At 60.0% G+C, this 21,261-nt stretch carries 26 protein-coding genes; 11 read left to right on the top strand and 15 right to left on the bottom strand.

What is annotated here, in order from left to right; all coding sequences use genetic code 11:
* Positions 1 to 3: 3 nt before the first annotated feature.
* From ACV7GQ_RS18740 to ACV7GQ_RS18725, 4 genes are all read right to left on the bottom strand, one after another.
* Positions 4 to 1,293: a hypothetical protein gene (locus tag ACV7GQ_RS18740; protein WP_470313237.1), complete on the bottom strand. Its 1,290-nt coding sequence runs from the start codon at positions 1,291 to 1,293 to the stop codon at positions 4 to 6.
* A 67-nt stretch (positions 1,294 to 1,360) separates the two neighbouring features.
* Positions 1,361 to 2,260 carry a hypothetical protein gene (locus tag ACV7GQ_RS18735; RefSeq protein WP_470313236.1) on the bottom strand — a complete coding sequence of 300 codons (900 nt, stop codon included), beginning with the start codon at positions 2,258 to 2,260 and terminating at the stop codon, positions 1,361 to 1,363.
* Positions 2,260 to 3,915 (bottom strand): DUF8186 domain-containing protein, encoded by a 1,656-nt coding sequence (locus ACV7GQ_RS18730; RefSeq protein WP_470313235.1) that lies wholly within the window; start codon positions 3,913 to 3,915, stop codon positions 2,260 to 2,262. Before ACV7GQ_RS18730 ends, ACV7GQ_RS18735 begins: the two co-directional genes overlap by 1 nt.
* Positions 3,916 to 3,940: 25 nt before the next feature.
* Positions 3,941 to 4,363 (bottom strand): hypothetical protein, encoded by a 423-nt coding sequence (locus tag ACV7GQ_RS18725; protein WP_470313234.1) that lies wholly within the window; start codon positions 4,361 to 4,363, stop codon positions 3,941 to 3,943.
* Between the two features lie 139 nt (positions 4,364 to 4,502).
* On the opposite strand from ACV7GQ_RS18725, the gene ACV7GQ_RS18720 reads away from it, so the two are divergent.
* On the top strand, positions 4,503 to 4,709 hold the full coding sequence (locus ACV7GQ_RS18720; RefSeq protein WP_470313233.1) for a hypothetical protein: 207 nt from the start codon (positions 4,503 to 4,505) through the stop codon (positions 4,707 to 4,709).
* A gap of 17 nt (positions 4,710 to 4,726) precedes the next feature.
* Here ACV7GQ_RS18720 and ACV7GQ_RS18715 read toward each other — a convergent pair whose 3' ends face one another.
* The 7 genes from ACV7GQ_RS18715 to ACV7GQ_RS18685 form a co-directional block, all read right to left on the bottom strand.
* Positions 4,727 to 4,951, bottom strand: coding sequence for a hypothetical protein (locus tag ACV7GQ_RS18715; protein WP_470313232.1), 225 nt, complete (start codon positions 4,949 to 4,951; stop codon positions 4,727 to 4,729).
* A gap of 183 nt (positions 4,952 to 5,134) precedes the next feature.
* Positions 5,135 to 5,509, bottom strand: a complete 375-nt coding sequence (locus tag ACV7GQ_RS18710) for a hypothetical protein (RefSeq protein ID WP_470313231.1) — start codon at positions 5,507 to 5,509, stop codon at positions 5,135 to 5,137.
* Between the two features lie 151 nt (positions 5,510 to 5,660).
* Entirely contained in the window at positions 5,661 to 5,843 is a 183-nt protein-coding gene (gene xseB, locus ACV7GQ_RS18705; protein WP_470313230.1) for an exodeoxyribonuclease VII small subunit, read from the bottom strand.
* 1 nt (position 5,844) lies between these two features.
* Positions 5,845 to 6,897 (bottom strand): exodeoxyribonuclease VII large subunit, encoded by a 1,053-nt coding sequence (xseA, locus tag ACV7GQ_RS18700; protein ID WP_470313229.1) that lies wholly within the window; start codon positions 6,895 to 6,897, stop codon positions 5,845 to 5,847.
* Between the two features lie 74 nt (positions 6,898 to 6,971).
* Positions 6,972 to 7,139, bottom strand: a complete 168-nt coding sequence (locus ACV7GQ_RS18695) for a DNA-binding protein (RefSeq protein ID WP_004048632.1) — start codon at positions 7,137 to 7,139, stop codon at positions 6,972 to 6,974.
* A 103-nt stretch (positions 7,140 to 7,242) separates the two neighbouring features.
* Complete coding sequence (locus tag ACV7GQ_RS18690; protein WP_434084216.1) at positions 7,243 to 9,498, bottom strand: heavy metal translocating P-type ATPase; 2,256 nt, start codon at positions 9,496 to 9,498, stop codon at positions 7,243 to 7,245.
* 228 nt (positions 9,499 to 9,726) lie between these two features.
* On the bottom strand, positions 9,727 to 9,924 hold the full coding sequence (locus ACV7GQ_RS18685) for a heavy-metal-associated domain-containing protein (protein ID WP_255153098.1): 198 nt from the start codon (positions 9,922 to 9,924) through the stop codon (positions 9,727 to 9,729).
* 131 nt (positions 9,925 to 10,055) lie between these two features.
* On the opposite strand from ACV7GQ_RS18685, the gene ACV7GQ_RS18680 reads away from it, so the two are divergent.
* The 3 genes from ACV7GQ_RS18680 (at position 10,056) to ACV7GQ_RS18670 (ending at position 14,191) form a co-directional block, all read left to right on the top strand.
* Positions 10,056 to 10,655, top strand: coding sequence for a winged helix-turn-helix transcriptional regulator (locus tag ACV7GQ_RS18680; protein WP_255153097.1), 600 nt, complete (start codon positions 10,056 to 10,058; stop codon positions 10,653 to 10,655).
* Between the two features lie 105 nt (positions 10,656 to 10,760).
* Positions 10,761 to 13,370 carry a heavy metal translocating P-type ATPase gene (locus ACV7GQ_RS18675; RefSeq protein WP_470313228.1) on the top strand — a complete coding sequence of 870 codons (2,610 nt, stop codon included), beginning with the start codon at positions 10,761 to 10,763 and terminating at the stop codon, positions 13,368 to 13,370.
* Between the two features lie 134 nt (positions 13,371 to 13,504).
* Entirely contained in the window at positions 13,505 to 14,191 is a 687-nt protein-coding gene (locus tag ACV7GQ_RS18670; protein ID WP_255153167.1) for a DUF6989 domain-containing protein, read from the top strand.
* Between the two features lie 26 nt (positions 14,192 to 14,217).
* Here the strand turns inward: ACV7GQ_RS18670 and ACV7GQ_RS18665 are convergent, their stop codons facing one another.
* Positions 14,218 to 14,544: a hypothetical protein gene (locus ACV7GQ_RS18665; protein ID WP_255153166.1), complete on the bottom strand. Its 327-nt coding sequence runs from the start codon at positions 14,542 to 14,544 to the stop codon at positions 14,218 to 14,220.
* Between the two features lie 295 nt (positions 14,545 to 14,839).
* On the opposite strand from ACV7GQ_RS18665, the gene ACV7GQ_RS18660 reads away from it, so the two are divergent.
* The 3 genes from ACV7GQ_RS18660 (at position 14,840) to ACV7GQ_RS18650 (ending at position 17,935) form a co-directional block, all read left to right on the top strand.
* Positions 14,840 to 16,243, top strand: coding sequence for a permease (locus tag ACV7GQ_RS18660; protein WP_255153165.1), 1,404 nt, complete (start codon positions 14,840 to 14,842; stop codon positions 16,241 to 16,243).
* Positions 16,244 to 16,374: 131 nt separating this feature from the next.
* Positions 16,375 to 16,968: a helix-turn-helix transcriptional regulator gene (locus ACV7GQ_RS18655; protein ID WP_255153163.1), complete on the top strand. Its 594-nt coding sequence runs from the start codon at positions 16,375 to 16,377 to the stop codon at positions 16,966 to 16,968.
* 124 nt (positions 16,969 to 17,092) lie between these two features.
* The gene (locus ACV7GQ_RS18650; RefSeq protein WP_255153161.1) at positions 17,093 to 17,935 is read left to right on the top strand and encodes a hypothetical protein; all 843 of its coding nucleotides are present in this window, start codon (positions 17,093 to 17,095) and stop codon (positions 17,933 to 17,935) included.
* Between the two features lie 46 nt (positions 17,936 to 17,981).
* Here the strand turns inward: ACV7GQ_RS18650 and ACV7GQ_RS18645 are convergent, their stop codons facing one another.
* The 3 genes from ACV7GQ_RS18645 to ACV7GQ_RS18635 are packed head-to-tail and all read right to left on the bottom strand — an operon-like array spanning position 17,982 to position 18,911.
* On the bottom strand, positions 17,982 to 18,257 hold the full coding sequence (locus ACV7GQ_RS18645) for a DUF7521 family protein (RefSeq protein WP_434084217.1): 276 nt from the start codon (positions 18,255 to 18,257) through the stop codon (positions 17,982 to 17,984).
* Positions 18,254 to 18,553, bottom strand: coding sequence for a DUF7521 family protein (locus tag ACV7GQ_RS18640; protein WP_470313227.1), 300 nt, complete (start codon positions 18,551 to 18,553; stop codon positions 18,254 to 18,256). The genes ACV7GQ_RS18645 and ACV7GQ_RS18640 overlap by 4 nt, the downstream gene beginning before the upstream one ends.
* 7 nt (positions 18,554 to 18,560) lie before the next feature.
* Positions 18,561 to 18,911, bottom strand: coding sequence for an ArsR/SmtB family transcription factor (locus ACV7GQ_RS18635; protein ID WP_255153155.1), 351 nt, complete (start codon positions 18,909 to 18,911; stop codon positions 18,561 to 18,563).
* A 326-nt stretch (positions 18,912 to 19,237) separates the two neighbouring features.
* Here ACV7GQ_RS18635 and ACV7GQ_RS18630 point away from each other — a divergent pair, with 326 nt between their 5' ends.
* The 4 genes from ACV7GQ_RS18630 to ACV7GQ_RS18615 all read left to right on the top strand — a co-directional run bounded on the left by ACV7GQ_RS18630 (position 19,238) and on the right by ACV7GQ_RS18615 (position 21,230).
* Positions 19,238 to 19,807 (top strand): plastocyanin/azurin family copper-binding protein, encoded by a 570-nt coding sequence (locus ACV7GQ_RS18630; protein WP_350356188.1) that lies wholly within the window; start codon positions 19,238 to 19,240, stop codon positions 19,805 to 19,807.
* 69 nt (positions 19,808 to 19,876) lie between these two features.
* Positions 19,877 to 20,416, top strand: a complete 540-nt coding sequence (locus tag ACV7GQ_RS18625) for a DoxX family membrane protein (RefSeq protein ID WP_470313226.1) — start codon at positions 19,877 to 19,879, stop codon at positions 20,414 to 20,416.
* Positions 20,417 to 20,423: 7 nt separating this feature from the next.
* On the top strand, positions 20,424 to 20,714 hold the full coding sequence (locus ACV7GQ_RS18620) for a hypothetical protein (RefSeq protein WP_470313225.1): 291 nt from the start codon (positions 20,424 to 20,426) through the stop codon (positions 20,712 to 20,714).
* 195 nt (positions 20,715 to 20,909) lie between these two features.
* Positions 20,910 to 21,230, top strand: a complete 321-nt coding sequence (locus ACV7GQ_RS18615) for a hypothetical protein (RefSeq protein WP_255153149.1) — start codon at positions 20,910 to 20,912, stop codon at positions 21,228 to 21,230.
* Positions 21,231 to 21,261: the final 31 nt, after the last annotated feature.

Genomic DNA, 21,261 nt, shown 5'->3' with positions numbered 1-21,261 from the left:
GGGTTACTGGATGTATCGGGGCGGGTCGTCTCTCGACTCGCGATTCCGGTTCCGCGGCTGCGGGTCGCGGAGAGCCTCGTCCCGCTCGAACTCTCCGCTCCCGTCGTTGCCACCACCATCCCCGCCAGAGCCCTTACTGGCGGTCGAGCCACCACCGCTGCCACCGGAGCCGCCTTGCCCGCCGTCTCCGCCGCCGCCGTCCGAAATCGCCTCGCGAAGACGGGAGCCGGTCGTGTTGAGGCGCTGGCCGGTCGCGTGCGCTCTGGAGTCACCGGAGTTCAGGACGTACTGCCCACCGCTCTTGACCGCCGGCTCGTCGCGCACTCCCCGGACGAAGTTCTTTCCGCCCTGTTTCGCCGACTGGAGCCGTTCCCGGCCTCTCGACAGCCGCCCACGAGCCTTCTGCGCCGAGACGTGCCGAGCAGCCCGATCGGCGATGAAGAACAGAGCCCCCGCCTGCCAAAAGAGGATGAAAGGCGACGCCACGGCAACCAGTGGGATGATGAGCGCCGTCAGCCACGCTCCGAACTCGCCGGCGGAAGGGCCGATGCTGGTCCCGAGGATATCGCCAAGCCGGAACAGAAGAGCGACTGGAACCGTCATAAACAGGAACGGCACGTAGAATCCCGCGAGCTTCTTCATGAACTTCGAAGCCAAGGCGAAGGGACCGACTCCCGGAATCCAGAAGACGATGAGCAACGGCATCAGGAAGACGAACAGGTAGAGCGCGAGGTGACGAGCCAAATAGATCAGACCGATGAGAACGAACAGGATGAAGTTCGTCGACAGGGCGACGACTGTGCCGAGGACTCCCATCGTCGAGAACGACAGGGTCTGGAAGAGGGTAATATCGGAGACGGAGGGCACAAGGAACCCCGCCAAAGCGTCCATAAACCTGAGCGAGAGTGCTGCGATCCACCACCACGACAGGATGCCGAGCAGCCCCGAGAAGGCGCGTTTCTTCAGCTTCGAACGATGGTAGCCGTTGAACAGGTGGCTCGTCGACTCGAGGAAAATCACAATTCCAATAGAGAGTCCATACAGCGTGAGGGTCAGCGGGATCATCGTCTCCCAATAGAAGTCGTAGATTCGAGGCCAGGCACCGTTCGAGGGAGCACTGAAGACAGAATCGGGATGTGGGGTTCCCACGACAGTTCGCAGAACAGCATCGCCGTGATTCTCGATAACCGTCCGAATAGGGCTGAACAGAATCCGGAGTAGTTCCTGAATCGCCCCGATGATGATATCACCGAGGGCACCACCGTCGCCGCCTCCGTCGCTTTGTGCAGCCACTGGAGCTGGTCCGAGAACAAGTAATCCGACGAGACCCGCGACAGCCGAGACCACTCGTCGACGAACCCTACGCATCGTCACCACCACCAGGTAGTAGTTCGATGTCGATGTTCTTGCAGGGATGCTGGACGGCGGCCTGGTCATCGATGTGGTAGCCGCCGGTTAGATCAGCGCGAATCGGCTGTTCAACATCACCGTGCGGGGTTTGGACGACTACGGTCAACTCGACAGAACCGCCCTCGCACGAAACCGAATCGTCGTCACTGATGATCAGCACTCCACGTCCCTTCAGGAATCTCTGCTCGGTGTTGGGCTGAAGGAACTCCTCTTGTGGATCCTGTGGACGTTCAAACCTCGTATCGGCGACCCCATCTCCTTCGATAACCTCCGGCGCATTCGAGTACGGGGCGTTTCGGAACCCAATATTGTAGATCCACGTCGGCCCGGAACCGGTGTTTTCCACCGTGATGAAGAGCCGGCCAGTACTGTTCTGGTCACTTTCGTCGACCTCCGGCTCAACATCTACGACGCTAAGCTCCGGACGAAGCTCAATCGACATCGTATCCGAAGATTCGCCCCTAACAGCGACCAGCTCGTATTCACCGGTATCGTAGGAGCCGCCGGATTTGTAGAGAATCTGGAGTTCTGCAGTCGTCGCCCCCTCCGCGACGGTGGTCTGTTCAAACGTGCTTCCGTCCGGGGCAATCAGATTGAGACGGTCGGCATCGTGATCCTCAGCTAGCGTCACGACGAGGTTGGGACCCGTGAATTCGACCTCCTCGAAGACGGAATCAGCGGGTGGGGACGACGTTCCTGTCGGCGATTCCGTTCCATTACCGGGGTTGTTCGTTCCCGAACACCCGGCGACGCCAGAGAGGAGAGCAGTACCTGACCAAGCTAAGAGACGGCGTCGGCTGATGGGCCGCTCTACCTCTCGACCGTTGGATGTAGGATTGTCTCTGGTCATTATAGGGACCTCCATGGGGGCCAAATCCGCCACCCAGTGATCCGGTCGACGAAGAACACCGCAAGGAGGAACAGCGAGACGGGCACGCCAATCCGGAACAGCGTCGACACTATCTGGAGCACTGAGCCTTGCAGCAGCACGGTATCCGAGTCGCCGGTATAGCCCGGGGGGTTGAGCCACCAGTGACCAGGTTCGTATCGGGCCGACACACCGCCTGGGGGCCGTTCGATCGTCGTCGTAACGGTTCCGTTGTCGGTCGTGTTGACCCGCTGCCCGTTGACGACGACGTAGCCGTCCCGTTCGGCGGTATTGATTGGTGCGCCGGTATTCGCGTTCTGGAGAGTAACCCGGACGGTGACGGTGTCTTCAGTCTGGTTCACCACCTCCAGGGTGAGGTTGCTCTCGTAGATCTGAATTCGAGCGAACTCATCGGTGGGCCGTTCTGCCTCGACACCTCTGACGAGGCCCCACGCACGGACGGTCTCGGGCTGTTCGTCAGCCGTGGCCCGCGTCGCGATGCCGTAGCTGGCCGTGTACGGCTCCGTGAGGACATCCAGATGAACGTTCGACGGGAGCGTCGGCGGCGACGTCGACGTGCCGTACACGTCCAGTATCGTCACGTTCCGGCGGGGCGACGGCGTCGGCCCCGTCTCGATGGGGTAGGCGTTCACCTGGAGTGGATGGAGCGGCGAGTGAGCAGTCCGCTGTCCATCGTCCGAGCTGTAGACCAGCGTATCCCAGTCCTTGTCTCGGGCCGAGTAGAACCGCCAGACACCTCGGACATCACCGTTTGGCAGCTGGTAGCCGAGCCACGGCTGGTTCTTGTAGACAACGAGGCCGAGGTCACCGTTCGGATACTCGGCGATGAACCCGGAGACCGCGAGGTCGTACTTCGTGACCTCGATAGAATCGGTCACCGTGACGTTCTCAGTCGGGTAAGAAACGGAACTCTCCCAGTTGGTGCAGTCGCCCTCGTCGTTGTGGGCGGTACAGGTCTCGACCTCCTTCCGAAGGCGAACCGAGATGTTCGCCTGGAGCGTGAGCTGGTGCTCCTCACCGGCGTACCCATCCAAGGAGTACGACAGCGCCGGCGTATGAGACCCACCAGCCGTCGTCTCCTCGTCGCCGTCGACGAGGAGTTTCGTCTCCTCGATCTGGTGGCTCTCGAGACTCCAGTAGACGCGCCGGTCACCGGAAGTGTCGTCTGGCGGCACCGCCACCCGGTAGTCGACGGTCCCGCGGAGCGTTCCATCTGGGGCGACGTAGAGCGGCTGTCGCGACGGCGACAGGCGTGCTCGTGTGGACGGCTGGACGGCGAACACCTCGGTATAGGCTTCCTTGATGAACTGGCCGCTGGAGAGGTCGGCATCGGGCGGATGAATCGACACGGAACTGTTCGTCGCCGGGAACTCCTGGTGGTCACCCCGGTTCCATCGCTCGACCGCCCGCGGGGGCGAATCAAACGGGACATCGGTCCCCTCGCCGAGCTGCTCGACTGCCGACCCGTTACTCAGATTCGCGCCGTCGGTTGCGCCGTCCTGATCCCCCGACCACAGTTTGTGAAAGGTCTCCTCCGGAACGCCGTGGTCGGTACTGTTCGGGGGATGGGCGACCGCTGGAACGGCGGCTGTCGATGCGACGAGGACGGCGGACATGACGAGTGCGAATCCTGGTGCGTGGTTAGAATCCACAACTCGTGCCACCGACCACGATGTTGTTCAGGATGAACTGGACAATCTCCGTCCCGAGCGGCGCGACAATCACGCCCCAAAGCAGGCCCTGATTCCGGACCGACTTCATCTCCTTCTTCCAGTCCGACCGGCGGGTGAACGGGATCGCCACCGTCGCGCCGAGCGCGAGGACGCCGCCGATGAGCGGGCCGCCGAACTGGATGATGGTGAAGATGTTCTGAATGGTGTCGGCCATATTGGAATCACAGAAGGCGCTCCCGGGGTCCGACTGCGCGGCCGCCGTCCCCACGAACAGGATCAGCGGGAGGAGCGCCAGCAGGATCGGGCCGATGGACTTGTGGATGATCCGAATGACGGACTTCGATTCCTCAGTACTGGCCGGCGTCTCGCCGGAGGGGACCTTGGCACACATCGTTTGTGGGAAAGGATAGCACGACCAAAAGAAGTCAGAAAATTTGAATGAGTTTGGAGGTCTCCAAAGTTTTCCAAGTTCTCTAGAGAAGTTCTCATTCTACTGGGATATATGCGACCGCATAGCCTGGGTCGAACTAATGTCAGACGCCGATACAGCGACCAGCACCGGCAGCTCCGGCTCGGATGTTAGCGACGATGTCGCACGGATCAATATGCGAATCCCGCAAGGCAAATACGAGTGGTTGCAGGAAGAACTCGATTCGTTCACGAGTGATACAGGCCGGTTCCAGTACCTCATCCAGTTCTATTCCGACCACAAAGAAGACGACACCGACTGTTCCTGACCGCCGGCGGAAGCGGCTTAAACCGTCAGCGGAGCAACGATGAGAAGCGGGCAATCCTCGCCCTCGAAATAGTACTGCTTCACCGTCGTCGCGTCGTCGAATTCTTCGGCATCCTCGGGAAGGGTAATAGTGCGGGCGCTGCCGTGTTCGTGGATCGAGTAGATGCCGAGTTCTGAGAGGTCCTCGCACTCGGCGGGATCCAGTTCTCTACTGACCGCCTCTAACCATGCTTCGACTGACACGGAGGGCCGCTCGTCCGAGTCAGTTTCAGAGAGGTTACTGCGGGGACTCGCTTGTGCCATGATACATTTGCACATACTTGCGCCATATGCACTAAATATTGACGGCCAACACATTTCTTTAATTCTGATTATATGAGTAATGTAGTGTGTGTCTGACGCAGACCAAGTATACGTCAAGAACAGCTACTGAGCGGCTTCAAGGCAGGCTCGGATATCAGCACCTGTCGGGATAGTCAGAATTGCGAGGGGAACGGCCACTAACGACCACCCAACCGGGTCCAGCTGAGGGAGTGGATACGTTGAGAGATAGCCGGCAATACCCAGGGCGACGAGTGGGGTATAGAAGAGGGTCGGAGCCACTGACCCGACCCTGATCGCAAGCGTGGGAGCGGTCGGTTTGTAGACCGCGTCGACGTAGGGGCCTCGACGATTGATGCCGAACGAGACCGAGTCCGCATAGAGACCGTGGACTGCGTAGTGAGCCGACTCGTGGAGTACCCAGGCGACGCCACAAGCCACCAGATAGACACCGAAGACCAAGACCGTCTCGTGTAGCATCGTAGCTCAGACCCACACGTTTCGAAATGGATGAACCTCGTAGTTAAGCCTGCAGGCTGGCTCAAGGCGAACACAACCTTAACCAACAGCACAGCAGGCTTCCGGTGGAGTGTTGGTTAAGGCTCTGACGATTTGTCGACGCCACCGGCGGTCACTCGATCTCGATAACCTCGCCGTCCCCCTCTTGGAGCTGTTCCCGGATTTCAGCTAGCAGTTCCTGGCCCTCGTCGTAGAGTTCACGGCCGTCCTCGAGCGACACCTCATCCGCATCGAGCTGGTCGATGATCTCCTCGACGCGGTCCATCCGGCGTTTGATGTCGGGGTCCTTCGCCATCTCAGATCACTCCTAACCAGAGAGCGGTGATGAGCAACAGCAGCAGGAGGAGGACGGCGATTGCGGCCTTGTAGTAGACCGGCGGAAGGCCCTCGGGAGCGGTCGCCTCCTCAACTGCCTCGGCCAGTTCTTGTTCGTGTTCGTGCTCCTGCTCGAAGGTCTCGTAGGCGGCCTCCAGCTGTTGCTCCAGCGGCTCGATCTCGCTGGCGAGGAAATCATTTCGGGACTTCGCGATGTACTCGCCGGCGGCGGTCGGCGTGATCGCGGCCATATCCGCCACCCGATCCGCGATCAGCCGGTCGTCAGTATGGCCGATGGCAGTCACGATCGGCGTGTTCGCGGTGAAGATCGCTTCCGCGACGCGCTCGGTGTTGAACGCCTGGAGGTTCGAATCGCTCCCACCACCGCGACCGACGATGATCGCGTCGACGTCCTCTGACCGATCCAGATGGTGAATCCCGTTCGCGATGGACGTCGGGGCCTCCGACCCCTGGACGGTCGCATCCTTGACCAGGATGTCGACGGTGGGGTCCTGCTCGTGGATCGCGCTCTGGATGTCGTAGCGAGCGTCGCCCCGGAGTGAGGTCACGACACCGACCCGCTCCGGGAACGCCGGCGGGCGCTGTTTCTGCTCGTCGTCGAACCAGCCACGCTCTTCGAGTTCGCTTCGCAGCCGCTCGACGGCGGCTGCCTGGTCGCCGTCGCCGACGACGATTACCTCCCACGGCTTGAGGTCGATTTTCCCGCCCTCAGTCCAGTAGTCGATATCGCCTTCGAGGATGACCTCGGTTCCGTCCTCGAGCTCGGCATCCATATTCCGGTAGCGGTTCGCCCAGATCATGCAGGGGAGCTCCGCGTCGCCGTCAGTGAGGGTGAAATAGAGCGCCGTACTGTTCTGATGGAGATCCGTGACCTCGCCAATACAGCGGACACCATCGAGGGCAGGCGCGTCCTCGACGACCGATGCAATCCGGTCGTTCAGCTGTGATACGCTAAGGACCTCTCCTGCATCAGCTTCGACCGCCTGCCCTTCCGTATCCGGTGCCTCCGCCATACACGTCTGGTAACCTTTGAACAAGAACCCCAAAAAGCTACGTCCGGGTGATGGGTCAGCTGTGAGATCCCAGCCTACAGGTCGCGAGGCTGGACCGTCTTCCGATCGTTGGCCTCAGCCCGCTCCGCCGCGTCGTCGAGCAGTTCGGCGACCTCTTCATTGAGGGCATCGTAGAAATCTGCCGAGACGTTGTGGTCCGAGAGTGCGTCCTTCACGGCTGCTTTGACGATTAGGTCAGACATTCCATCGCGGGGTTCTCCCGTCTACCTTATAAAGGTTCGAAGATAAGATGCAGAAATCAGCCTCGTAGTGCCAAATCTTCGTCCCTGAACATCAGAGAGGCCCTCACCCAGCGGACTGTGTGTCAGTCGGTGGTGCTACACCCGGCAGGTCCGGGAGGGACAGATCGACGCGTCGGAGCAACTGCGCGTTAATCGCAACGATCACCGTACTCAGCGACATCAGGAGCGCACCCACTGCGGGCGACAGCAGAATCCCGATCGGAGCAAGGACACCGGCTGCGAGCGGAATCGCGAACACGTTGTAGCCGGCCGCCCAGACGATGTTCTCCTGCATCTTTCGGTAGCTCGCCTTGCTCAATTTCACGAGGCGAACGACGTCCATCGGATTGTTCTGCACGAGAATGACATCCGCTGACTGAACCGCAACGTCGGTGCCGCTCCCAATAGCTATCCCGACGTCCGCCCGCGTCAGCGCCGGCGCATCGTTGACGCCGTCGCCGACCATCCCCACGAGCTTCCCCTGGTCCTGGAGTTCCTGGACTTTCTTGTCCTTGTCTTCGGGGAGGACCTCCGCGAACACTGTGTCGATGCCCAGTTCGTCGGCGACGGCGTTAGCGACATCTTGGGAGTCCCCCGTCAGCATCGCCACCTCGATGCCCAGATCGTGGAGGGCGTCGACGACGCGGAAACTTTCCTCGCGGATCACATCGGCCATCGCGAAGGCGGCGATCAGCTCTCCGTCACGAACGAGATACACCACTGTCTGGGCGTTCTGGCCGGCGTCATCCGCAAAGCGTTGGAGACCAGCCGGCACCTCACTCTCGAGTTGAGTCAGCAGATTTGGGCCGCCGACATACACCTCGTTTCCCTCGACGGTCGCGCGGACGCCCCGGCCTTTGATCGCCTCGAAACCAGACGCGTCAGGCGGACGGAGATCACGTTCATCAGCCGCCTCACGGATGGCCCGCGCAATCATGTGCTCTGAATCGCTCTCGACAGCCGCAGCCAGCGTGAGGGCCTCTGCCTCGTCGACGCCGTCGACAGTTTCCATCCCGACAACGCCGTGCTCACCCTCGGTGAGTGTCCCCGTCTTGTCGAAGATAATCGCGTCGAGTTCACGAGCCTGTTCCATTGCGATACGGTCGCGCACAAGCATCCCATTGCGCGCTGCGAGCGAGGTGTTGATCGCGACGACAAGCGGAATCGCGAGGCCGAGCGCGTGAGGGCAGGCGATAACCAGGACCGTCACTACGCGTTCGATGACGGTCGCGTCGAAGGTCGTCGCGACGGTCCAAGCAACGGCGGTTACGGCAGCCGCCCCGACGGCAACGTAGAACAGCCAGCCGGCCGCGCGGTCGGCCAGGACCTGTGTTCGCGATTTACTCTGCTGGGCCTCCTCGACGAGTCGCATAATGCCGGCCAGCGTCGTCTCGTCGCCAGTCGCACCGACGCGAACCCGGAGACTCCCGTCGCCATTGACTGTCCCACCGATGACCTCGTCGCCGGGCTCCTTCGAAACGGGCTTTGACTCGCCGGTGATCATCGCCTCGTTCACATCGGAGTCCCCCTCCTCAACGATGCCGTCGGCAGGGACGCTTGCACCCGGCCGCACCAAGACGAGGTCGCCTTCCGCAAGGTCGCTCACGGGGACTTCCTCAGTCTCACCGTTGTCGGGGATTCGTTCGGCGGTATCTGGCATCAGTTTCGCCAGTTCGTCGAGTGCGCTGGAGGCCCGTCGGACCGACCGCATCTCGATCCAATGGCCCAGTAGCATGATGTCGATCAGCGTCACGAGTTCCCAGAAGAATGCCGACTGTGTGGGGAAAACGACACTCGCCAAGCTGTAGATGAATGCGACCGTGATAGCCATCGAGATGAGCGTCATCATCCCCGGCGATCGGTCGCGCACCTCGGGGACAGCCATCTGTAAGAACGGAACGCCACCGTATGCGAAGACGATCACCGCGAAGACGGGGTTAATCCACTCGCTGCCGGGAAACGTCGGGACGGTGAATCCCAGCCATTCCTGGAGGGTCGGACTATAGAGCAGAACAGGAATCGAGAGGAGCGTGGAGACGAAGAAACGCCGTCGAAACATCTGTTCGTGGCCTTCGTGCATCCCACCGTGGCCGTCGTGTCCGTCTTCATGACCGCGGGCCCTGTGGCCCATCTCGTGTTCGGTTGCGTGGATTTCCCGCTCGGCTGCTTCGACAGCTTCTCCCTTCTCCCCGGGTATTCCCTGTTCAACCCGGTCGACGTTCTGCTCGTCGGCTATCTCCTCCGACCCGTCACTGGCTTCGTGATCGGAGTGTTCTTGAGATGCGTGTTCGTCGTCGGTTGAGTGTTGGTGGTCGTCCATGGCTCATCCTAGTCTCTGAGTGTAAGTGCCAGACAGTTTTGGATGTACTGACAAGGTCCGTCTTTCTGTAACGTGAACCTCAGTTGCCCCAGCAGGCGAAAGAGAGGACCAGTTCGAACGCTATACCCGGGGAATCAGACGCCTGTGTTCCTGCCAAATATCCCCCATAGAGTCGAGACCGCCAAGGAGATAGCTTGGGGATCAGTTGTGACTCGTGTTTGTTGTTCTTCAGGCGTGCGCGGTGAATCCTGCTTCTTCCACTGCCTGAATGAGGGCTGTGACGTCAGCATCGCCATCGACGCTTGCCTGTTCGGCTTCTCGATCGGCGGTCACCTCGGTCACGCCGCTCACGTCTCGAAGCGCGTCTTCGACTGTCTGTTCACAGTGGCCGCAGGACATTCCTTCGACGGTGATCGTCGTGGACATACAAGAATACGTACGTTCCCCTTTCTTATGCGGATTTTCCCTTCAAACGAGAGGGTATTGACCAATCCAAAGTTTGGAAACAAAACAAGTGCCACCGAGATGCTTTAGTAATTCGTTGCCATTGGCTCAATATGCGCGACCTTGACGAAACCGATCTCGAAATCCTCCAGCTCCTACTGTCGAACGCCCGTCGACCGTACAATGACATCGCGGACGCCGTTGGTCTCTCGGCACCGGCCGTCTCGGATCGGGTGGCGAGACTGCAGGAGATGGGAATTATCAACCGGTTCACGCTCGATGTCGACCGCTCGCAGCTCCGGAAGGGCATTCCCGTGTTACTGACGCTGGAGGTCACATCAGATGGGCCGGGAGTCCCATCACTCAGAGAGATCTTGCTCAATGAGGGAGCGGTCGAACACGTATTCACAACCGCTGAAGCCGATCTGGTCGTCTATGCGCGAGTGCCGGACAATGACGTTGCGAGTTGGCTCGACGACACACTCGAAGACGGAACGATCGCAGATTTCGGAGTGACGCTCCTGGCAGGCGCTGATTGGTCGCCCGACCTCGGCGGGACGGAGTTCGCCCTCTCCTGTGCTCAGTGCGGGAATACGGTCGATACTGAGGGGACAGCAACCCGTATCGACGGGGAGCTGTACCAGTTCTGTTGTCCATCGTGTGAATCCCGATTCGAGGAGAAATACGAGCAACTTCAGCAAGGAGCCGATTGATCAGGGAGGTCTGCTAGTCTGGTTTGGATTCGAAATTTCACAGCCTCAATTCCCGAACATACGAAAGGGCAAATCGATTGAACAAGGGGACCGTATGAGTACGTAATGAGTCAGCGCCGAAGCCAAATCAACATCCAGGGAATGAGTTGCGCGAACTGCTCGCAAACCATCACCGACGCCGTCAAGTCCCTCGATGGCGTCTCCGACGCGAACATCAATTTCGCGACTGACGAGGGGAGTGTCGAGTACGATCCGGACGAAACGTCGCTCGCACGGATCTTCGATACCATCGAGGACGCCGGCTACTCGGCGGTCACGGACGCGGTGAGCATCGGCATCACGGACATGTCATGTGCGAACTGTTCGGAGACAGTCCAAAGCACACTCGAGCGGACGCCAGGTGTTATCAGCGCCGACGTGAACTTCGCGACCGATGAGGCACAGGTCACGTACAACCCAGCCGAGGCGAACCTCACGGACTTCTACGACGCCATCGAGGAGGCTGGCTACTCACCCGTCCGCGAGGACGCTGACTCCGCGGAGGGTTCAGGAGGTGATGCGAGAGAGGCAGCCCGGCAGGAGGAAATCCGGCGGCAACTCCGTCTGACACTGTTCGGTGCGGCGCTCGCGGCCCCGATGCTGTTCTTCCTCGCTGAGAAGTTCCTCCTCGGCGGTGGCGTCCTCCCGGAGACTATTCTCGGGATCGAGTTCGGCTGGGCAGAGTTCCTGCTGGCGACGCCCGTCCAGCTGGTCCTCGGCTGGCCGTTCTACAAGAACTCCTACAAGGCGCTCGTCAAGAACGGGCGCGCCAATATGGACGTGCTGATTGCGCTGGGCTCGACCACCGCGTACGTCTACTCCCTAGCGGTCTTGCTCGATGTTATTGCCGGCGGCCTGTACTTCGATACGGCGGCGCTCATCCTCGTATTCATCACGCTCGGGAACTACCTCGAAGCCCGCTCGAAGGGCCAAGCCGGGGAAGCACTCCGGAAGTTGCTGGAGATGGAGGCCGAGACGGCAACCGTCGTCGACGAAGAGGGTAACGAAGAAGAGATTCCTCTCGAAGACGTTGAGGTCGGCGACCGGATGAAGGTCCGTCCGGGCGAACAGATCCCGACCGACGGCGTCGTCGTCGACGGTCAGTCGGCGGTCGACGAGTCGATGGTCACCGGCGAGTCCGTCCCCGTCGAGAAAAGCGAGGGCGACGAGGTGGTCGGCTCCACTATCAACGAAAACGGCGTCCTCGTCGTGGAGGCGACGAAGGTCGGGAAGGACACGGCCCTCCAGCAGATCGTTCAGACGGTTAAGGAAGCGCAGTCGCGCCAGCCCGACATCCAGAACCTCGCTGACCGGATCTCGGCCTACTTCGTGCCCGCAGTCATCGCGAACGCCGTTATCTGGGGTATCGTCTGGTTCCTCTTCCCCGAGGCATTGGCCGGATTCGTCGACTGGCTCCCGCTGTGGGGCCTCGTCGCGGGGGGCCCCGCGGTCGCTGGTGGCGGCGTCTCAGTCTTCGAGTTCGCGATCATCGTGTTCGCATCGGCTGTTCTCATCGCGTGTCCCTGTGCGCTGGGACTGGCGACGCCTGCAGCCACGATGGTCGGGACGACAATCGGTGCCCAGAACGGCGTCCTGTTCAAGGGCGGTGACATCCTCGAACGCGCGAAGGACGTCGATACCGTCGTCTTCGACAAGACGGGCACGCTCACGAAAGGCGAGATGGAACTGACTGACGTCGTCGTCTTCGATAACGACGGCAAGCCTGTCGCAGACGGCGGAGAGCCAGCTGCCGATGCAGGCCAACTGACTGCCCGTGTCCGGCTCAGCGATGAGGACGTGCTTCGGCTCGCGGCCATCGCCGAGAGTGGGAGCGAACATCCGCTCGCCCGTGCCATTGTCGATGGGGCGAAAGACCGGGGCATCGACGTGACTGAGCCCGATAGTTTCGAGAACGTCCCTGGCCACGGTATCGAAGCGACGGTGGGCGACAGCGAGGTGCTGGTCGGCAACCGGAAACTCCTTCGCGACAACGGGATCGACCCCTCGCCCGCGCAGGAGACGATGGAGCGCCTCGAAAACGAGGGCAAGACGGCGATGCTGGTCGCCTATGAGGGCGAACTCGTAGGCGTCGTCGCCGACGCCGATACGATCAAGGGGAGTGCGAAAGACGCCGTGGGCCAGTTGCAAGAGCGCGGCGTCGACGTGATGATGATCACCGGCGACAACGAGCGTACCGCCCGTGCCGTCGCCGAGCAGGTCGGCATCGACCCGGAGAACGTCCGCGCAGAGGTCCTCCCCGAGGACAAGTCCGACGCCGTCGAATCGATTCAGGGCGAAGGCCGGAAAGCGATGATGGTCGGAGACGGCGTCAACGACGCCCCCGCCCTCGCCGTCGCCTACGTCGGGACGGCCATCGGCTCGGGGACCGACGTGGCCATCGAAGCTGCGGACGTGACGTTGATGCGCGACGACCCGCTCGACGTGGTGAAAGCCATCCGCATCTCGGACGCGACGCTCCAGAAAATCAAGCAGAATCTCGTCTGGGCGCTGGGCTACAACACGGCGATGATTCCGCTCGCGTCGCTCGGGCTGCTCCAACCGGTGCTCGCGGCCGGCGCGATGGCGTTCTCCAGCGTGTCGGTGCTGTCGAACAGCCTGCTATTCCGACGGTACACCCCCGATCACGACTACAAACTGCTCGGGCGCCACCGATAGTCACTGCCATATCACCACCCACTCACCTGTGACGCGCCATCCCTGCCCTGACGGACGAGAAGCCAACACGACGACGGTCCCGTAACCGGGGTTCAGAACCAACACAGAACACAGCAGACGCACTGGGAGCTGAGATGTCCCGCAACACGTCACTCCTGACCAGGATCCACGCTCGACTTACGACAACCGACGTCTTCGTCGGCAGCTGGATGTTCGTCACCGTCGTCGCGTACTATCACAACTTCCTCTTCGTCCAGTCGACGGCCCTTTCGTACGTGTATGCATTCGCCTCTTACGGGGTCGGTGTCGTCTACGCTCGGTACGATACGACGGGAAAGCACCTTCTCGCGATCGGCACGATCGGTGGATTCCTTGAACTGCTCGGGGACTACTTTCTCGTCACCATCGCCGGGACACTCGTCTATCCGTCGGGTTACCCATTCTTGCTACGTTCGCCGGTGTATATGCCGTTCGCGTGGGCGCTCCTCATCGTATTCATGGGATACGTCGCCCTTCGTTTGGCCGACGAGTACGGGACAGCAGCGGCGTATCTCGGACCAGCGATATTCGCGTTCCTCGCAGAGAGTGGCTATGAATCCCTCGCGAGTCAGGGCGGGGGCTGGACGTATCTGACGGCCCCGCTGGGCTGGATCGGACACGCACCCCTCTTCATCGTCGTCGCAGAGGCGGTCATGTTCGCGTCCAGCTACTACTGGGTGAGACAGAACATACTCGTTGGCGGCATTGGTATCGGTAGTACAATCTCCATCAGCTACGTCGGTATATACTACCTCTTTGTGGTCATCGGATCGCTACTGTGATATCGACTATAGATTGACCCCTTGTTCTATCGGACAAATACGTTGTACAGCCAGGCGAAGGCATACACGAAGACGAAGCTAATCACCACAGCTTCGATCGTGCCCGCAACTGTCCCAACGAGGGTCGGCTCGAAGAACAGGTGCCACTGTTGCATCGCCTCAACCGCACCCTCGTAGACGCCGATCACTCCGAAGACACCGAGGAGGAGCATCACGCCGGCGGAGAGTACAGATGCAGCTCCGGCGAGGGCCAGCGCGTCAAGCTGCATTCTCCTATTAGTGGAGTCCGTTTCGTACGCGTCATGATTTGTGGTAGTAGTACTCATAACTGGAGATACGGTCGACTCCTTCATTCAGGTTTCTCTTACAATTCGAAAGGATGAGCAATTCCGTCACCTTTGCACGGGAAGAACGGAGAGTGAAATGGCGGTACAGCGCTCACTTCTGCGATACCATTCGATCGAAAGAACAAGCAACACCTACCGCCCCGAATCAGTAACACACGGCAACTGTTGAGCGCGAACGCAGTCCTCAAACAGTTTGCCGCAGCTGATGATACTGGATACCTTTGAATGTGAGAGATATCCCGTCCGCTACTTCGTTTGCCTAAGAACAATCGACAAAACAGATGACTGTGTAGGTCTACGTATGCAAGCCGCCCTCGTCGACGGAATTCTCGAGTCGCTACGGATCGGCGTCGGATTCCTCTGGACAGCGGCCTGGGCTATCATTATGGGCCTGGTGATTACGAGCCTCGTCCAGGTCTACGTCTCCAAAGAGCGGATGGCTCAGGTGCTCGGAGAGGGGAATCTGAGTGGTCTCACGAAGGCAACAGTGTTCGGAGCCGCAAGTAGTGGATGTAGCTTCGGCGCGGTCGCCATCGGCAAGGGGCTGTTCAAGAAGGGAGCGCATACGGTGAACTTCCTCGCGTTCATGTTTGCATCGACGAATCTCATCGTCGAACTCGGGCTGATGATCCTCATCCTCCTTGGCTGGGAATTTCTGGTCGCAGAACTCCTCGGCGGCGTCATCCTCATCGCCGTCATGGCACTCCTTGTCAATCTGACCCTCCCGGAGAATCTCTTTGATGAGGTTCGACAGGAACTGAACCAGCACGATCAGGAACACGGCATCAGCGAAGATCCGACGTGTGGGATGGAAGGCAAAGACGAGTACTCGATCACGACCGACGGCGGCGAGAGGTTGACGTTCTGTTCGGAGGGGTGTATGGAAACCTATCAACAGGAGGCTGCTAGTAGCGGCGGGTGGCGCGACGAACTTCGTTCGTGGGGCGGCTGGTACAAGGTCGCCAACCAGTACCGCAAGGAGTGGTCGATGATATGGAAAGACGTCATCGCGGGCTTTCTAATCTCGGGATTCGTTATCGTGTTCGTCCCGCAGTGGGTGTGGAACACGCTCTTTCTCCGAGGCGACGGGCTACTCGTGAGCGCCGAGAACGCGATTATGGGCGTGGCAATCGCTATCATCAGCTTCGTCGGCAGTATGGGGAACGTGCCGTTTGCCGTCGCGCTGTGGGGCGGCGGCATCAGCTTCGCCGGCGTCATCGCGTTCGTCTACGCCGACCTCATCACGATTCCCGTACTGAACGTCTACCGAAAGTACTACGGCTGGAAGGTGATGCTGTACATCCTCGGCATCTTCTTCGTGACGATGGCCTTTACGGGCTTCCTTATGGAGGAATTGTTCAACGTCCTCGGCATCGTCCCGGATTTGGCCGGCGGGCAGACGGCGTCCGAGCAGACGTACTTCGAACTCAACTACACCTTCTACCTCAACATCATCGCGTTCGCACTTTCCGGATTCCTCATCTACGTCTACCGGCGTGGACTCGGTGCACCTGGTCAGTACCGCGACCCGGTTTGTGGAATGCGCACCGACGACAGCGGTCCGAGTCTTACCCACGACGGTGAAACATACTACTTCTGCTCGAGTCGGTGCAAACAATCGTTCGAAAAGTACCCCTCCGAGTTTGCCCACCAGCACCCTCGGGTTTCAGGGGAAAGTAGCTCTCAGGGTCATGAACATCACTGAATGCCGCCTCTGGAGACCAAGTAGCGCGCCCAAGCAACCCGAGTATTGCTTTGGTCAATCACAATTGGTACACCGATGTCTCGCCAACACTCAGGCATGAACAAGTATAACGTCAGCTCAGGGTGGCATGAATGAACCAGCGGCGAGCCGATATAGTGGTCGGGCTCCTCGTCGCTGCCGTCCTCATCGTCGGCGGGGCACTCAGCTGGCAAGCGTACCAGCGGCAGCAGGCATTCGATCAGATGGGCTCGATGATGGGCACGTCGATGGGGGCGGTTCACGGAACGAATCCCCTCTGGTACGTCCTCGGAACCCTCCTCGTCTCGGCTGTCCTCGGTGGAGGGTATCTCGTGATCCGGGACGACCTCACGAGCTCAGACGCAAACGACCGCCTACAAGAGGAGGTGGTGGACCCGACCGATTCGGAGAGTGTCGAATCGATAGCAGAGGCCGCTCAATCAGAGGAGAATATCAATCCAGAGTCACAACCGAAGGCTCGCGTGTTGGACCTCTTGCCGGATGATGAACGCCGCATCCTCGAACCGATCCTTTCCTCACCCGGCATCACGCAGATCGAATTACGGGATCGGTCAGACTTCTCGAAGAGCAAGGTGAGCCAGACAGTGAGTGCCCTCGAGAAACGTGGGCTGTTGTACCGCGAGCGCCAAGGACGAACTTATCGGATCTATCCGAGTGACGATTTGCAGCAGAACCAGGCGCACTAACGATCGGGAGAGACTACGTGAACTGTTTGGAACCGTGGTCGTGGATGCTACACTCAAAATGAGCGACACCAACGTACCTTGTCCTCACCACGAGGCCTATACCCTATGACAAAAAACGAGGAGTATGCCCTCCACAAAGCTCTCCCGCCGCCGTATATTGAGAGCGAGTCCCATCGCACTCATCGGAATAGCAGGCTGTCTATCCCAGCCCGGGTCGTCAGATTTATCGACGAATTCGTCAGGACGGTCACCAACGACTGGTACGACGAACACCGAGTCGAATGATAACGACGAACCGAGCGTCGGGGCCATAGACGTCGCCGATTTCGTGCTCTATCCACTCGCGGGTACTCATCCTCACGTCTATCGCCGAGCACACACGCAGTACGTAATCGTTCGGTTAACAACGCCGAAATCGCTAGACACAGTCCGAAACCGACTGACGCTGACGCTCGACGAGGAACCTCTCCAGTTAGCCGAACGACAGCCAGTCCCCTGGAAACACGATACTGTCGATCTCGCGTTTGCTGTCCCGAAAACCGAGACATTCGAACGGGGACGAATCGTGTTCAAGCAATCAGAGCTCCGTCCTCTCTCAGAATCGACAATCAGTCGTCTGAACAACCCACCCGTGTTCGAGCTTTCAAATATATCTGCCTCTCTATCCGAGATTCAGGCTGGAGAAAAGAAAACGGCGACCATTCAGTTCGATCTCGCGAATACCGGTGACGGGCGTGGGACTTTCGGTGCCAGTCTCAAAGGGAACTTCGTCTCGGGATCGAATACGGTGACTGCAACACTTGACACCGGGGCACGTCGTGAGATTTCTGCCTCGACCGAGATTGTGGGGAAGAACGAAGAAGCAACTATCCGTCTTGACTGGGGTTCTGACGAGTGGTCAACAGGCATTTCGGTCGTCGAAGCCGCGGAGCTCACCGAATCGTCGCCGGAAACATCATCTTCGTGAGTGACGGGGGATGAACTAAGCGGTACATCGATCGCTGACTGCCGGGCTAATCGAGAAACGAGCGGAGAAGCACGCCGAGTCCGAGAACGAGAGCCACGGATTCAGCGATATGGACTTGCGTGAGCGTCAATCCAGTGAACTGATAGAGGAACCCCTCGATGAGCACACCGAGCGTTATCAACCCGAACCCAATCGTCGCGTCACGGAGGTATCGGGTTCTGTCTCGACGGTAGGCACGGAAGCTGATCACTGTCGTCGCGAGACCCATCAGAAGCAAGAGAACACGAACACTGACTAACGCGAGGTCCCAGTGAGTGGTCATAGGCCGTCTTCCCCCTTCGTTTGCTGTGGGATTTGACCGTACAGCGAGTAGAGAATGACGAGCATCCCGACGGCGACGATGGCTGTCTGGATGGTCCCCGCTAAGAAGATCGATAGCCCGGCGACGTCGAACAGGACGCCCTCTATGACGGACCCGATACTGATGAACAGGAAACCGATGGCGACGTAGAGCATCGGCTCGCTGCCGTACGTTCGATACCCCTTGTACGCCTGGTACGTTATCAGCAGTCCCAGGCCAACCGTGATGAGCTTCGCGATGACGAGTTCGATGTGCATGGTTTGTTCAACTCTCCCGGATGTCGCTCCAGATGCGTGAGAACCGCTCGGCGGCGTCCTCACGAACGTGAACGCTGACGTCGATGGTTCCGTCCTCGATATCGACGTCGAGGTGATCGACGTTCGCCTCGTAGACGCTATGATGGCTTCCGTCTGCTTCGATCCGTGTCCGCTCGACGAGCAGGTCGCTGGCGACCATGTCCTCGACTCGGCGATAGATGGTCGAAAGGGCGACGTCACACTCCTCGCTGAGCTCTTTTGCCGATCTGGGGTCGCGGCTCGTCGCGGCTAGAATCTGCCGGACGCGCTCTTGACCGAGCAGTTCCAGAAGCTCGTCGGAGTGGTCGTCAGTGGACACGGCTATTCCTCGCAATACGAGGTACTTACTCGGAGATGCTTAAATGAGGAACAGTTTTGCGTCGCGTGCAAAACAGGAAGCCCCCCTATGTCCCCAGTCCTCCTATCTCGAACTGTAAGGTGACCGGTGCTATGAACCATCAACGACTCACTCGACGGCGACTGCTCGAAGGAACCGCCGGTTTAGCTGTTACTGGACTGGCCGGCTGTACTGGCGCATCGAGTGGCTCGGGCGGACAGCCAACAGGGGACGCCTCCACGGAGGACGGAGAATCCGGCGGAGACGATCACCCCGGCCACGGAGAAGAGGCCCACGGTCACGACACGGTGAGCGAACCCAAGGCATCCCGCGAGGTGGCGGTGAACACGGCGCGAACCGAGGGTTCGACCGAGTATCACTTCGACCCTCACGTCACCTGGGTCGAGCCCGGCGGAACGGTCACGTGGCGACTCGAGAGCGGCACGCACACCGCGACCGCGTACCACCCTGGCAACGACCAACCGCGACTCGTTCCCGAGGGGACGGAGGCCTGGGACAGCGGAACGCTGTCAGAGGAAGGCGAAACGTTCGAACACACCTTCGAGACCGAGGGCGTCTACCACTACCTCTGTAAACCCCACGAGCAGTTCGGAATGATGGCCACCGTCATCGTCGGGAAGCCCCACCTCGAAGACCAGCGGGCGCTCCAGGCGATGCCGGAGAACAAACCCGAGGAAGTGCATGGGAAACTCGAGGAACTCAACACCATGGTTCGGGAGATCATGGGTGAGGGCCACGAGGAGGAAGAGGCCCACACCGAGGACGGGCACGGGCACGAAGAGGAAACGCACACCGAAGAAGAGACTCACACTGACGACGGTCACGATCACGAAGAGGAAACGCACACCGAAACGTAGCCAAAGCGAAACACACCGAGGTTCGGAGCGGAACCACCCACCAATTCGCGGCGCGACACGCCTCGCCGGTTGACGACCCGCTCATCCATGAGACAACAGCTTCAGACGACTATTCTCGGTCGAGAGTATACACTCGAGCTCTCGGGGACGCTGACGGGCTACTGGCTCGTCTTTCTCCGGTTGCTCGTGGGGTGGTGGTTCCTCCACGAAGGGTTGAACAAGTACGTCGCCCCGGGCCGGTTCCGGGCCGGCTGGTTTCTGGAAAAGACGGGCACGGTGGTTTCGCCCGTTCTCAACGCGTTCGCAGGCGGCGCGACGGAAGCGGCCGTTGAACTCGTCGTCCCGGCCGGCGAGGTGTTGATCGGTCTCGGGCTGATTCTCGGTCTTCTGACTCGAACGGCCGCGTTTTTCGGCGCGTTCATGCTCTTCTTCTTTTATTTCGGGTCCGAACACTGGCGCCGCGGGCTCGTCAACGGCGAGTTGATGGGGCTCGTCCTGTTCGTGACGATCATCGTCTTCGGTGCCGGGCGTGTCTGGGGTGTCGACTCATATCTGGAGACGACCGATCTCGTGCGAAACAGACCGTGGCTGCGGTACCTACTCGGCTGAGGAAATGATGGACACGTCACCACCACACTCGGACTACGGCTGGCTCGACGACGCAGCGCTCGCCACCGGTCTCGGTCTCGTCCTCCTTGGGCTGGTGGTGATGGGCGTCGTCGAGACGCTCCTCGGAAGCGCTCACTTCACCGAACGCGTCCCCGGGCTCGGCGTTGTGGTCGTCCACACGTCTTTCACCCCTCGCCTCCGAGCGCACGTTATCGCGCTCGGCTTCCTTGTCCTCCTCGTATGGGGACTCTCCCGCATGGGTCGTGAGATCCTCGTATCGCTGGGAACTCGTCCGTGAGGGGACAGGCGCACGTCTACAGCGGCCCCGTTGAGGCGCTTCACTCGACGCCGCCGAATTCGGCATTCGTGAACGGTCGTGTCTCTGAGAAACGGTTAGAGCGCTCTATACACGTTCTCGAACGTTCTCCTTCCCGAGTTCACACCCATCGGGATAACTCCTGGGCGGTCCTACGAGTAACCGAGGAGAAGGACAATGACCAACTTCAAACTCGGCGGCTGGCTGCTCGTGGCACTCGCGATCGTCGGACTCGCGTTCGCCGCGCCCGTGGTCAGCGCACACGGTACCGACACGACTGCAGACGACCCGCCCACTGACAATGCCACCGCAGATGAATGGGCCACTTGGATGGAAACGCAGATGAGCGAACACATGGGTCCGGGCGCTGTCGAGTGGATGGAGTCGTACATGGGTGTGACCGTCGACGAGATGGCCCAGGACATGGCTGACGAGAAATACCACGGCGGGGCTGACGACGACCACGACCGCGGGATGTACGGGCAGGGCCACTGCTGACGGTCCTGACCGTTTCGATCGCTCCAACTGA

This window comes from Haloarcula sp. MBLA0163 (assembly GCF_055632435.1).
The sequence above is the reverse complement of the archived record's forward strand: the minus strand, read 5'-3'. Positions and strand labels throughout refer to the sequence as shown.